Raw genomic sequence first — 13044 nt, 5'->3', positions numbered from 1 at the left:
ACTATGCACCTGCCATTATCTTTTCAATAGCCTCACGTTCTTTTGGAACATCTTTGGATAAAACATCATAGCCATTCGCCGTTACCAACACATCATCTTCAATTCTGATGCCAATCCCTCGCCATTTTTTGGCAATATTATGTCCTTCGACACGAGTCATATCTCGCGGGATATAGACAGCAGGTTCAACCGTTAGCACCATACCCGGCTCCAATACCCGTGGCTCACCATGTAAATGGTAGTCACCCACGTCATGTACATCGAGTCCTAACCAATGGCCTGTCTTGTGCATATAAAATTGGCGATAAACACCTCTTTTTACCAAGTCGCTGACCTGGCCCTTCAGGATGCCAAGCTCAACCAAACCTTTGGTTAGTACCCTCACCGCTTCGTCATGAATATGATCCCAATGATTACCGGGTTTTACTTTTTCAATTGCTGCCAGCTGCGCCTTCAACACCACATCGTAAAGTTCTGCCTGGGTATCACTATAACGCCCATTAACTGGAATGGTGCGACTAATATCCGATGCGTACTGCTCATACTCACCACCGGCGTCAACCAATAACAGCTCACCATCCTTCATGCTGTCTGAATTTTCTATGTAATGTAGGATATTAGCATTATCGCCGGAGGCTATTATCGATGGGTATGCTGGATGGCGACATCCTCCCTTGGCAAAATGGTAATGGAGCTCGGTTTCCATTTCACGTTCAGTTTTTCCTGGCGCACACGCCTTCATCAGAGCTTTGTGGGCTTTCGCAGAAATTTTTGCAGCATGCCTAATTCGCTGTACCTCGGCAGTGGACTTTATCAGCCTCATATCATGCAGGTGATGACCGATATCAATTAACTCTCCCGGCGAATCTGTTCTTTTTCTGGGTGACGTCATCAGTTCACTGCGCCACTCCATAACCTTTTGGTCGAATTCCGAGTTGGCTCCAAGTGCAAAGTAGATCCGCTCACGACCTTCCATTAATCCTGGGAGAATGTCATCTATATCGTCGATGGGGAATGCATCATCAGCACCCAGCTGCTCTATTGCGCCATCCTGCCCCAGCCGTTTGCCATGCCAACGCTCCTGTGAAGGATCTTTTTCACGATTAAATAAAATGAATTCAGCCTGTTTGCGGCCCGGTATTAATACCATAACGGCATCTGGTTCATTGAATCCTGTCAGATACCAGAAATTATTGTCTTGGCGGAATGGGAAGTTGACGTCATGACTTCTTACCTTTTCTTCCGCCGCAGGAAGGATAGCAATCGAATTTGCACCCATCCACTGCATTAATTTTTTTCGCCTGGCGGCAAAATTAATTGCTCTCATAATTTAATTTTTTTAACTAGTGAATGTTCTGCTTGTCTGCCTCAACGTTCGCCTCAGGCTGGTTAGCTTGACATAATAATAAAGCAGACATTTTTATATGCTCACAAACCGTCATAAAGGCCTTTTCCATCTCTTCATCTGGTTCATCCATTTCAAAGTCTATCTGGGCAATTTCACTGATATCTTGTAAGGCCTCTTTTGCTTCGCCCTCTAGCTTCTGCCCGTTTTTTTCAGGTACCAGGCCATATCCCACCAAGTAACCCTGACACCATTCACCAATGGCCTTTGCTCGCTGGGCCAATGGATAATCGTCTTCAGGTCTAATTAAGTCAATCGAAAACGAATCTGGCTGATAATCCTTCTGTGTAAAAGCCATTAATTGTTCCAACCCCTGCAGTGCTGGCTCGGGCAACATATCTCCGGATGCCAGAAACTCACTCATTTGTTGTTGCCAACGACCACTCTCAACCACAAATCCGTGACCAAAGAGTCCGTGAATCATACCCGCTAACTCAGATGGACTGAGATCAGGGAAAAAATTTTCGCACAACTCACTCACTTGCGTGTAGTTCATAATCTAACTTACTAATCATTTACTCATTTTGGCGTTAGTGTACCCCTTGTGAGCCACAAAACCCAGTTTAAGGCGGCTATCTTCTGACAAAAGAAGCTAAACTGTGAGCTTTGGAGCTGATTACTCATTGACCAGCCCTGCTCATAACTTTATAGTATACTTTAATAAAATTAGGTAACTAGCTATAACGGCTCATTATGTTATGACCAACAGTCAATTTGAACAATTAGAAGAAAAAATTGACGCCTTATTGGCGCGCTTTAATGTGATCGATAACGAGAACCAACAACTGCGCCAACAGGTTAATGAGTTACGAGTAGAGCGCGATCGTCTGCAGAGCCGTAATGAATCGGCTCGTAAACAGATAGATCTAATGATTTCTCGTTTAAAATCATTATAACCTTTAAATAAAAAGATTTATTACCAGGGATATTGGTAATTTAATTGGGTATTAACTAAAGAAATTAGAGAACGCTGACATATGGCTAAATCAAATGTCGCTCCAGTGAACATTACGATACTGGGGAAAGAGTTTCAGGTCGCGAGTCCAGAGGACGAGCACCAGACATTACTCCAGGCAGCGAGCTTTCTGGACGAGCGTATGCGTGAAATACGCTCCTCGGGAAAAGTTCTTGGCTTGGAACGCATAGCTGTTATGGCAGCCCTAAATCTGAGTTATGAATTGTTAAATACTCCAAAATTTGACTCGGCCGACGCGTCCGAGATCAAACAACGCATCGAACTCATTGAAACAAAAATTGACGATGCTTTACAACAAAGCGAGCAAATAGGGCTGACGGACAATCCCTGACTTTGTTATACTGGCTCTTGCCTGGACTGTTCGTCAGTAGCGACCGTCCTCGAGCCGATAATTGATACTTAGGGATTCCTCAATGTGGGTGTTGCGCAAGTCCGCTTAGACCGGAAAGCCTGATCCCGCACATGGACTCCCCCCTTGAAACTCCGGGTTTCAGGGCTATTACCTACAACGGCAGTCTGGGTTTTTATGAACGAATTTGTTGCGCAAAAAAACTATATTCGTGCAAGAATAAAACATGAGCGGCAGGCTCTTACCTCGCCGTTTATGCAACGATCAGCTATTGCTCTACTGGGCCACGTATCGCAATCCCAATTGATCGAAGAGCATGACAATATCGCCTTCTACCTACCTACTGGCGGTGAAATCAGCTGCCTTCCCATTATCGAGTACGCCCTGTCACAAGGTAAAAAATGTTTTGTACCAAAGATCGTTTCTACTAAGAAGCGTGAGATGCTGTTTTTGCCTTACAGTGGTAGTGATTCCGTTGAAAAGGGACAATTCGGTATCCCCGAGCCAATTGCTGATCATAGCGAGGCTGTCAAACCAACCGATTTATCTCTGGTCTTTATGCCATTGGTAGCTTTTGATAAAGACGGTAACAGACTGGGTATGGGGGGAGGTTATTACGATACCACCTTTGCCGACGTTAGCCAGAACCAGACAGGTAATCCTCTGCTGGTCGGTTTGGCATATAACCTGCAAAAAGTACCTCAAGTCCCTACAGATAAATGGGATTTACAGATGGACGCCGTGATTACTCCCAATAATTATCACCGATTCCCAAAAGAATAAGCTACACTTCAAAGGCCCCTAACAATTTTAGCCACCTTGTTTTATACTTGGCTCATCAATAACCCAACAGAAATAGTATTATGGCCTATTGGTTAATGAAGTCTGAGCCGGATGTTTTTGGTATAGAACATCTCAAAGCACTACCTAATCAAACCGATCACTGGGATGGTGTTCGCAATTATCAAGCTCGCAATATGATGCGTGATGATATGAAAGTAGGCGACCAGGTATTTTTCTACCATTCAAACTGTAAGCCACCCGCAATAGTGGGAATTATGGAAGTAACTAAAGAAGGCTACCCGGATCATACCGCTTTTGACCCGGACGAAAAGTATTACGATCCTAAAAGCAATCCTGACAATCCACGATGGTATATGGTTGACGTCAAACATGTTCGAGACTTGAAGCGTGAAATTCCATTGGATGAGCTCAAGTCATATCCTGAACTTTCCAATATGCGCCTAGTACAAAAAGGAAACCGTCTATCTATAATGCCCATTGAAAAAAATGAGTGGGATTTTATTTTAAGTATTGAGGATCAGTAATGACTCAGGATGAATTAAAAGCTCTAGTTGGTAAAGCTGCTATCGAGTATGTCGAAGATGGCAGTATCGTAGGTGTAGGAACTGGTTCAACCGTCAACTATTTCATAGATGAACTCGCCAAGATTAAACAAACCATTAAGGGCGCAGTGTCCAGCTCTGAAGCTTCAACCGAACGCCTGAAAAGTCATGGCATCGAGGTTTTTGAACTAAACGAAGTGGACCGTATCCCGGTATATGTCGACGGCGCTGATGAGTCAAATCATTTACTTGAGCTAATTAAGGGCGGAGGGGGAGCTTTAACCCGTGAAAAAATCATTGCCGCAGTAGCCGAACGATTTATTTGTATTGCCGACGAGTCTAAGCTGGTTCGCCGTCTAGGTGAATTCCCTCTTCCGGTAGAAGTTATACCAATGGCGCGCAGTTATGTTGCCCGCGAGATCGTTAAATTAGGTGGTGACCCAGTTTATCGCACTGGATTTGTCACGGATAACGGTAACGTTATTCTTGATGTTCACAGTCTTGAGATAAATGAGCCGATCAAACTAGAACGTATTCTGAATAATATAGTAGGCGTTGTAACAAACGGCCTATTCGCAGAACGTGCTGCCGATGTACTCTTGCTTGGTAAGCAGGATACTGTAGAGACCATTACTCGCTAGCCTCAACCCCAACCCTCTGACTTCCTCCTGATTATGAGGAGGAAGTCCCAACATCTCTATCTTCACAGGCTTTGCCTGGAAACATGATTCCCTTGGCAGTTATCATGGCTTAAAAAGGTTATTATCTGTCTCTTCATATCGCCACTAATGAGACTTTATACAGTATACCCATGTCCCAATCTTTTCAGTTACCGCCAACGCCAATGGGCAAGGGAAAGTTTGCGTTATACCATTTAATTCTTATTTATTTAATCACCATTGGACTATACTGGTGGTTCTTTGTCCCAAAACCCTTTTCATGGGATATGCTTCTGCAACCACATTATTTAAGCTACATCGGAGCAATGCATTTGATTTTTGGCTGCAGTTTGCTGGCATGGCAGGCTTATCGTTTGAAAAATGGTTACGCTAAATTACATGAGTGCTCAGAATACGAGAGCTATCTCAACGGGTTATTCGACAGCCGTGAACGCAACCGGCCAGCTCAAAATGCCAATCGCCTTGAAGTCGTCAGAAAGATGCGCCAACAGAACACTAAAGCACGAAGCACTACTGAACATTATCAGCAGGCAAACTACAGAATGTTAATGTTTAGTATATTCGTAGTCTGCCTCGGCAGTTTATTCCAGCTGACCAGTCAGTTGCTCAGTTAGGAGTGGATGCTGTACTTGTCCATCAAGCTATACAGCGTAGGACGTGTTAACCCTAGCAACTTAGCTGCTTGTGAAATATTCCCATCCGATAAAACGATTGCTCGCTGAATTGCACGAGTTTCCGCTGCTTCTCTTACCTGCCTCAAGTTCAGAGGCATTTCACGCAGTTGTGATTCGTCTATCTGTAATTCTTCTGCACCAATTTGACTGCTCTCAGACATCACCACAGCGCTTTTAATTTTATTTTCCAGCTCTCTGACATTGCCAGGCCACGAATAAGCCTCCATTGCCTGCACCGCCTCTTTAGTGAAGCCTCGAATATTTCGTCCAAACTGTTGGTTAAATTTATTTAGTAGGGTTCGCGCAATTAATACAACATCCCCATCACGTTCTGCCAAAACCGGAACTTTAATATTAATCTCGTCCAGTTTATAAAATAAATCCTCTCGGAACTTCCCTTCCTGCACTTTTTGATTTAAGTCTTCATGTGTTGAACAAATTACTCGGATATCGACTTTTTTCTCTTCACGACTACCTACACGAGCGACAACACCATCATTCAATACTCGCATTAATTTTGCCTGTACTGACATTGGCATTTTCCCGACTTCATCGAGGAATAACACGCCTGTATTAGCTTCTTCAATCTTACCCTTGCTGGTAGATTTATTCTCGCTAAAGCCAGTAGCATCATAACCAAACAATTCCGTTTCTAACAGATTTTCAGGGATAGCCGCACAGTTAAGGTGAACGAATGGTTTTTCTTGTCGTGGACTAATGCTATGGATTGCTCGTGCTAAGACTTCTTTGCCCGTACCACTGTCACCTTCAAGCAAAACATTCAGATCGGTTGGGGCTACTTTTTCTATTTTTTGACAAACACTCAGCATTAATGGACTGGTAGCCACCACCCCATGGAAACGCATATTTTCATTGCGCCTGTATACTCGGCTTTCTTCTTCTAAACTGGCAAGCTCAAATGCTCGTTTTATGATCAGCTTTAATTCTTCTGGCTGAATTGGTTTTTGATAATAATCATACGCTCCCATTTCTACCGACTTCATTGCCACTTCTCGCTGATCATTACCAGTGACAACAATAATTTTACTGGAAGGAGATAACTTTAAAATTTCATCCAATAACTCAAGACCGACCGAGGCATTAGCCGGATCGGGTGGAAGTCCCAAATCTAGCGTAATAACTTTCGGTTGAAAGCGGCGTAGCTCTACCAAAGAGGTATCCTTATCTTCAGCCAATACTACGTGATATTCATCCAGCGACCATTTAAGTTGCTTCTGTAACCCTTTGTCGTCTTCAATGACTAATAGTTCAGGCTTGTTCTGTGTCATATTCCCTACTCCTCTAATCTCCTTCAGGAGACCTTAAAATCGCAATACAGTGTGTCCCTTGATTGACTTCACTATGGATAATTAAATCACCGCCAAAGCTTTGTAGCAAATAGCGGCATTGATAAACACCAATTCCAATACCAGCATTCCCTTTGGTGGTCGCAAACGGCTTAAATAATTGTTTTCTCATGAAATCACTATCCATGCCAGTCCCTTTATCATGGATATGCCAATGAACCTGTCCTTCTTTCAGCTCAATTCGGTGCGTCACCTCAGCATCCGCTTCACTGGCCTCCAAACCATTTTGATGCAAATGTTGAATAATGTTTAGCAATGCATCTTTGTCCCCAACAACATCAACATCCGGAATATCACCAGTTAGCCTGGCCCGTTCTGCTGTCTCCATGAATGCCTCAACAATTAATTTCAGATTGCAGAATTTCTTTAATTCTGAGCCTGCACGCCCTCTTTTCAGTTGAGATAACATCTTATTAAGTCTGTTTGTCGCACTTGCCACTGTTTCAAATGCATCGTCAATGAATTCCTGATTATCCCGGTAACGCTCAGCGTTATGTGTAATCAACTCAAGCTGGGCCGTTACATTCTTTATGTCATGCACCACAAAAGCAGAAATACGGTTGAAAGCATCAAAATGTCTCTGCTCATAAATTTGCGTTGTCGCTTCAAACATCGCTAGATAGCTAGCCATCTGAAGACCTGCAGCTTTTAGTAAATCATGATCCTCCCAGTTCAGAATCGGTTTACTATGACTTGCTGCCAGTCCAACAATCCCTATCAGCTCATCGTTCCGCCTCAGTGGTATGAAAATTCGATGATAGCGGAATACCGCTTCGCTCATATCGATATCCAAACCCTGATAAATCGTTTTATCCTTTTGGTACTCCTGAGTATCGATTACCCAGTTTGTGTTCTCTATAAATTGCGTTAGGGATGTCGGCAGCTGGTAGCTCATATCGTCTGATAGTGGTGACTCCCAGTGATCCACAAACGCAAATTTATCATTTCGTAAGCTCCATAACTTCCCAGCCGGACTGTCAATGATGTTACCGATTGCTTTAATCGACAGCTGGTAATAATTGCCAGTGACATTAGCTTCATCGAGTGCCCGGTTAAAGCGGATCCAGCTTTCACGATAATCATATTTATAGGATGAGAAGATTTTTCTGTAAAGGATTTTCAGCTGCCCAAAGAAGCGCTTCTTATAGGCCAATATTACGAAGCCAACGCCCCCAGTCAGTAAAAACGCAAGAGCCAGCTCTGAATTTCGAGTGGTTATTTCAATCAAAATATAGCCAACTACGGCTATCCAGCAATAAATAGCGAAGATGTTTAGACCGCTCTCAGGACGATACCTAGGCAAGCTTTCATTTAGCTGGAAACGGCTATGCTCAATCCCTTGTAAATGAATAATACTGAAGGTCACTGCCAATGCTGTGACAATCGAGCGAGAAATATCCAGAACTTCAGGCGTGCGGGTTGTATCCAGCATGAAGATCAGCATGCATAACAGGTCCCAGACCAGAATAAAGCCTATCGCACCCGCCAGACTAGCTATCTCCTTACGATAGGTTTCGGCAAACTGATTTCCAGCAATCTCGACAATATGCAGAAGTAACAAAAGCACCAGACCGGCAAATCCTGGATTAATCAGGTCGGATAGCTCTCCTAATTCAACCCATTGCAAGCCCAGCCATGCCATTAAAACACCGGAGGCCGCGACATTGACCCATATGTTTGGTCTGGCAAACTTCCACACGAATAGAGCCAGAGTAACAAAGAAACCAAATAGCCGTACCCATTCGACCATCCAGAATGATAACTGATGAGAATCTTCCAGTAGCTTTGCGCCACTCCAGATAGCTAAGGTTACAGCAATTATCATCAATGGCCAGAACAGCCCAATACGACGCCACCGCATCAGGGTCAAGATGAATAAGTATGCTGCCAGGACAATACTGGCGATGAAACCTGCCATGGTATATTCTTTTTTTGAGTGAATCTTTGTTATAAAAGAATTAGCGCTAAAGATCCACTATTAACGCCTTACAAATCAATAGTATAGTTGCTATCAAATAGCAATGGGGAAAGGATTAGATGGCAGTTGCTGCCTGTTGTATTTCGACAAACTCTGTTAAAGACTGTACGGTCTCAAATACTTCGCCTGACAGCTCATCATCAGGTATCTCAATACCAAAAGTTTCTTCAATCTGCATTAGTATCGAAACAATAGCCATGGAATCAAATTCAGGCAAATTACCAATAAGCTGAGTCTCAGCTGTTAGCTCGTCCTCTGACAGCGATAGAGTATCACTCAGTAACTCAATCATTTTATTGATATTTACGTCATATGCCATATGGCAATCTCCTCAACAAACCCCCGGACTCGGGTCTTAAGAACAACAAACCCAGCTTTTCAGAGCTGGGGGCGGCAAATTGTAGCAAAAACTCTCGATACAAACACCTTTTTTGTCATACCGGTAGAATAATTCGTATCAACCCTTCCACTCCCTTTTTGGTTTTGCTTAAATAGAATTCTTTACTGGTATAACCACAAGACCCAAGGTGCAACGACGGACGGCCATGCAAACCAATAACTCTTTTGATAAAGACAACTTAAAAGTGCTGCTACTGGAAGGTGTTCACCCAATAGCTGAAACCATATTTCAGAAAGATGGCTATAGGAATGTTACCTACCACAAAACTGCCCTATCACAGGATGAGTTGATATCTACAATTGGTGATTACCACTTTATTGGGATTCGCTCGCGTAGTCAGCTTAATGCCAACGTGTTAGAACATGCTAAAAAGCTAGTTGCCATTGGCTGCTTCTGTATCGGTACTAACCAGGTGGACCTAGAAGCGGCACAAAACAAAGGAATACCCGTTTTCAATGCTCCTTATTCTAATACTCGCAGTGTTGCTGAGCTGGTTCTGGGTGAAATGATTATGCTGCTACGCGGTATTCCTGCAAAAAATGCTGCGGCTCATCGGGGCGAATGGTTAAAAACAGCAACTCAGTCCAATGAGGCTCGTGGAAAAACCCTCGGTATAATAGGTTATGGCCATATCGGAACCCAGCTCAGTGTCCTAGCTGAAGGCATTGGCATGAAAGTCCGTTTTTTCGATATCGAAAATAAGCTGGTATTAGGTAATGCCGAGCCGGTTGCAGAGCTTAATGAATTGCTATCTACTTCTGATGTCATCAGTTTGCATGTTCCAGAAACTCCGGAAACAAAGGGCATGATAGGTGCTGAGCAAATTGCCCAAATGAAGCAGGACAGCATTTTGATTAACGCTTCACGCGGCACCGTGGTTGATATTGATGCACTGGCTAAGGCCTTGGAAGATAAGCATCTGGCAGGCGCTGCTATTGATGTTTTCCCGACCGAACCAAAGTCTAATACCGAAGAGTTTGTCTCACCACTACGACAGTTCGATAACGTCATCCTAACACCGCATATTGGTGGCAGCACACAGGAAGCTCAGGAAAATATCGCCATCGAAGTCGCCGACAAGTTGGTCAAGTACAGTAATAATGGCTCTACTATGTCCGCTGTTAACTTCCCGCAGGTGTCTTTGCCGGAGCATGACAATCGCCATCGCATACTTCATATCCACCAGAACCGTCCGGGTGTCCTTACTCAGATAAACCAAATCCTCTCTGAAAATAACGTTAATATTTCCGGCCAATATTTACAGACCCAAGGTGAACTGGGTTATGTGGTGACAGATATCGAGGAAGGCTCGAGTCAGACAGCGTTGGATAAAATGCGTCAGATTGAAGGCACCATTCGAGCTAGGATTTTGTATTAATTACTCATAAAAAAAGCCAGCTGAAATGCTGGCTTTTTTTGATCCAGGATAAAGATTATTTAACGCGAGGATCTAACTTTCCCGCTTTATAATCTAATGCCATCTGTTCCATGTTGATTGGTTTGATCTTGCTAGCATTACCAGCCGTACCAAACGCTTCATAACGAGATTTACAGATCGCCTGCATCGCATCTTGCGCTGCACGGTTGTATTTACGTGGGTCAAACTCTTTTGGGTTGTGCTTCAAGAATTTTCGCACCGCACCCGTCGCCGCTAAACGCAGATCAGTATCGATGTTTACCTTACGAACACCGTGCTTGATACCTTCCTGAATTTCTTCAACTGGCACACCATACGTCTCACCCAGGTCACCGCCGTACTCATTAATCACTGATAACCAGTCCTGTGGTACTGACGAAGAACCATGCATCACAAGATGAGTATCAGGAATACGCTCATGGATCTCTTTGATGCGCTTAATTGATAACACATCACCTGTTGGTGGACGTGTAAATTTATAAGCACCATGCGACGTACCGATAGCAATAGCCAAGGCATCGACACCCGTATCCTTTACGAACTGTGCTGCTTCTTCCGGATCTGTCAGCAACTGATCCATACTTAATTTACCTTCTGCGCCAGAGCCGTCTTCTTCGCCAGCCATACCTGTTTCCAGCGAACCTAGGCAGCCAAGCTCACCCTCTACTGAAACACCGCAGGCGTGGGCCATATCCACTGCTAGTTTAGTTACTCGAGCATTATACTCGTAGCTTGCTGGAGTTTTCATGTCTTCTTCAAGCGAGCCGTCCATCATCACTGATGAAAAGCCTAGTTGAATTGATTGCTGACAAACTGCCGGAGACGCACCGTGATCCTGGTGCATACATACTGGAATATGCGGGAATTCTTCAGTTGCAGCCAAGATCAAGTGACGTAAGAAATTTGAACCTGCATATTTACGAGCACCAGCTGATGCTTGAACGATAACAGGACTATCAGTTTCATCTGCAGCCTGCATGACCGCACGCATCTGCTCCAGGTTATTCACGTTAAATGCCGGAATACCGTAATCGTGCTCTGCCGCATGATCCAGTAACTGGCGTAATGTAATTAATGCCATGTTGTTATCCTCTTAAACTGTTGACCTGTTTAATCTATTAATTATTTGCTCTTTCAACGAGTATCGCAACTGCTGGTAATTCTTTCCCTTCAAGAAACTCAAGGAAAGCACCACCACCCGTTGAAATATAAGATACCTTGTCTTTAATACCGTATTTATCTACAGCTGCCAGCGTATCGCCACCACCAGCGATGGAGAACGCATCACTTTCAGCAATTGCTTTAGAAATCGCTTCTGTACCAGCTCCAAATTGATCGAACTCAAAAACACCCACTGGACCATTCCAGACGATAGTTTTTGCTTCTTTTAAAATTTCCGCTAAGTGCTCTGCTGACTTAGGGCCAATATCAAAGATCATATCATCTTCTGTGACCTCATCGACCGACTTAGTCTCAGCTGTCGCGCTTTCAGAAAACTCTTTACCCGTTACCACATCTACCGGTACAGGAATCTCGCCACCTTTAGCCTGCGCCTGCTCAATCAAACGCTTTGCTTCAGGAATCAAGTCTTCCTCGCACAGCGACTTACCTACTGGTTTACCAGTCGCCGCTATGAAGGTATTAGCAATACCGCCACCAACGATTAGCTGATCAACGACTGTTGAAAGCGAGTCCAGGACCGTTAACTTAGTAGACACTTTCGAACCACCGACAATGGCCACCATTGGGCGCGCCGGATTATCCAATGCTTTGCCTAATGCTTCCAGCTCACCAGCCAATAAAGGTCCGGCACACGCGACTGGTGCAAACTTAGCGACGCCATGAGTCGAAGCCTGTGCACGGTGCGCTGTACCAAATGCATCATTTACGAACACATCACAAAGGCTGGCATACATTTTAGATAAACGTTCATCGTTTGCTTTCTCACCAACGTTACAACGAACGTTTTCAAAGATGACGACCTCGCCCTGCTCAACGTCAACACCTTTCAGGTATTCGCTAACCAATCGCACAGGTACGTCTAGCAAATTATCCAGATAATCGGCGATGATTTTCATTGAGTCTTTTTCGGTCAAGACACCTTCTGTCGGACGACCTCGGTGTGACATCACCATCACTTTAGCGCCTTTCTCCAACGCTAATTTAATGGTCGGAAGCGATGCCTGGATTCGAACATCACTGGTAATTTTGCCATCTTTCACTGGCACATTCAGATCCTCACGAATAAGAACTCGCTTACCCTCAAGATCCAAATCAGACATTCTTAAAACGTTCATGTTTTCAGAACCTTTATCAGTAAATTATTAAATCTTTAAATAACAAAAAAGACTTTCCGAAAAAAGCCTTTTTATTTTAATTATTCAGGTGCGTAAAACACACCCGACTAGTAACAATCTAACAAGCTATTTTGGTATTTAGGCGCGGCGCAAGT

Annotated in this window: 14 protein-coding genes and 1 other RNA gene; 8 read left to right on the top strand and 7 right to left on the bottom strand. The window is 43.9% G+C overall.

From position 1 onward, the window contains the following. Nucleotide 1: 1 nt before the first annotated feature. The gene (pepP, locus tag KS2013_RS00765; RefSeq protein ID WP_068988450.1) at nucleotides 2–1327 is read right to left on the bottom strand and encodes a Xaa-Pro aminopeptidase; all 1326 of its coding nucleotides are present in this window, start codon (nucleotides 1325–1327) and stop codon (nucleotides 2–4) included. A 16-nt stretch (nucleotides 1328–1343) separates the two neighbouring features. Further along, nucleotides 1344–1901: a UPF0149 family protein gene (locus KS2013_RS00760; RefSeq protein ID WP_068988448.1), complete on the bottom strand. Its 558-nt coding sequence runs from the start codon at nucleotides 1899–1901 to the stop codon at nucleotides 1344–1346. Between the two features lie 202 nt (nucleotides 1902–2103). Here KS2013_RS00760 and zapB point away from each other — a divergent pair, with 202 nt between their 5' ends. The 7 genes from zapB (at nucleotide 2104) to KS2013_RS00725 (ending at nucleotide 5370) form a co-directional block, all read left to right on the top strand. Continuing rightward, complete coding sequence (zapB, locus tag KS2013_RS00755) at nucleotides 2104–2301, top strand: cell division protein ZapB (RefSeq protein WP_068988446.1); 198 nt, start codon at nucleotides 2104–2106, stop codon at nucleotides 2299–2301. A gap of 81 nt (nucleotides 2302–2382) precedes the next feature. Then, nucleotides 2383–2712 (top strand): cell division protein ZapA, encoded by a 330-nt coding sequence (locus KS2013_RS00750; RefSeq protein WP_068988443.1) that lies wholly within the window; start codon nucleotides 2383–2385, stop codon nucleotides 2710–2712. A 15-nt stretch (nucleotides 2713–2727) separates the two neighbouring features. Continuing rightward, nucleotides 2728–2908: non-coding RNA, 6S RNA (ssrS, locus tag KS2013_RS00745), on the top strand. Then, entirely contained in the window at nucleotides 2908–3513 is a 606-nt protein-coding gene (locus KS2013_RS00740; RefSeq protein WP_068994251.1) for a 5-formyltetrahydrofolate cyclo-ligase, read from the top strand. The genes ssrS and KS2013_RS00740 overlap by 1 nt, the downstream gene beginning before the upstream one ends. Before the next feature lie 80 nt (nucleotides 3514–3593). Then, nucleotides 3594–4058, top strand: coding sequence for an EVE domain-containing protein (locus KS2013_RS00735; protein WP_068988441.1), 465 nt, complete (start codon nucleotides 3594–3596; stop codon nucleotides 4056–4058). Further along, on the top strand, nucleotides 4058–4717 hold the full coding sequence (gene rpiA / locus KS2013_RS00730; protein ID WP_068988440.1) for a ribose-5-phosphate isomerase RpiA: 660 nt from the start codon (nucleotides 4058–4060) through the stop codon (nucleotides 4715–4717). The genes KS2013_RS00735 and rpiA overlap by 1 nt, the downstream gene beginning before the upstream one ends. Nucleotides 4718–4887: 170 nt before the next feature. Further along, complete coding sequence (locus KS2013_RS00725; protein WP_068988439.1) at nucleotides 4888–5370, top strand: hypothetical protein; 483 nt, start codon at nucleotides 4888–4890, stop codon at nucleotides 5368–5370. Here the strand turns inward: KS2013_RS00725 and prsR are convergent. From prsR to KS2013_RS00710, 3 genes are all read right to left on the bottom strand, one after another. Next, entirely contained in the window at nucleotides 5367–6719 is a 1353-nt protein-coding gene (prsR, locus tag KS2013_RS00720) for a PEP-CTERM-box response regulator transcription factor (RefSeq protein WP_068988437.1), read from the bottom strand. The two genes, KS2013_RS00725 and prsR, sit on opposite strands and share 4 nt — an antisense overlap. 13 nt (nucleotides 6720–6732) lie before the next feature. Beyond that, entirely contained in the window at nucleotides 6733–8715 is a 1983-nt protein-coding gene (gene prsK / locus KS2013_RS00715) for an XrtA/PEP-CTERM system histidine kinase PrsK (RefSeq protein ID WP_068988435.1), read from the bottom strand. A 115-nt stretch (nucleotides 8716–8830) separates the two neighbouring features. Continuing rightward, nucleotides 8831–9094 carry an acyl carrier protein gene (locus KS2013_RS00710; protein WP_068988433.1) on the bottom strand — a complete coding sequence of 88 codons (264 nt, stop codon included), beginning with the start codon at nucleotides 9092–9094 and terminating at the stop codon, nucleotides 8831–8833. A 226-nt stretch (nucleotides 9095–9320) separates the two neighbouring features. Here KS2013_RS00710 and serA point away from each other — a divergent pair, with 226 nt between their 5' ends. Beyond that, nucleotides 9321–10553, top strand: coding sequence for a phosphoglycerate dehydrogenase (serA, locus tag KS2013_RS00705; protein WP_068988431.1), 1233 nt, complete (start codon nucleotides 9321–9323; stop codon nucleotides 10551–10553). Nucleotides 10554–10608: 55 nt separating this feature from the next. On the opposite strand, the gene fba is transcribed toward serA, so the two are convergent. Further along, nucleotides 10609–11673, bottom strand: a complete 1065-nt coding sequence (gene fba, locus KS2013_RS00700; protein ID WP_068988427.1) for a class II fructose-bisphosphate aldolase — start codon at nucleotides 11671–11673, stop codon at nucleotides 10609–10611. Nucleotides 11674–11710: 37 nt separating this feature from the next. Beyond that, nucleotides 11711–12889 (bottom strand): phosphoglycerate kinase, encoded by a 1179-nt coding sequence (locus KS2013_RS00695; RefSeq protein ID WP_068988426.1) that lies wholly within the window; start codon nucleotides 12887–12889, stop codon nucleotides 11711–11713. Nucleotides 12890–13044: the final 155 nt, after the last annotated feature.

The organism is Kangiella sediminilitoris (genome assembly GCF_001708405.1).
Lineage (GTDB): Bacteria > Pseudomonadota > Gammaproteobacteria > Enterobacterales > Kangiellaceae > Kangiella > Kangiella sediminilitoris.
The sequence above is the reverse complement of the archived record's forward strand: the minus strand, read 5'-3'. Positions and strand labels throughout refer to the sequence as shown.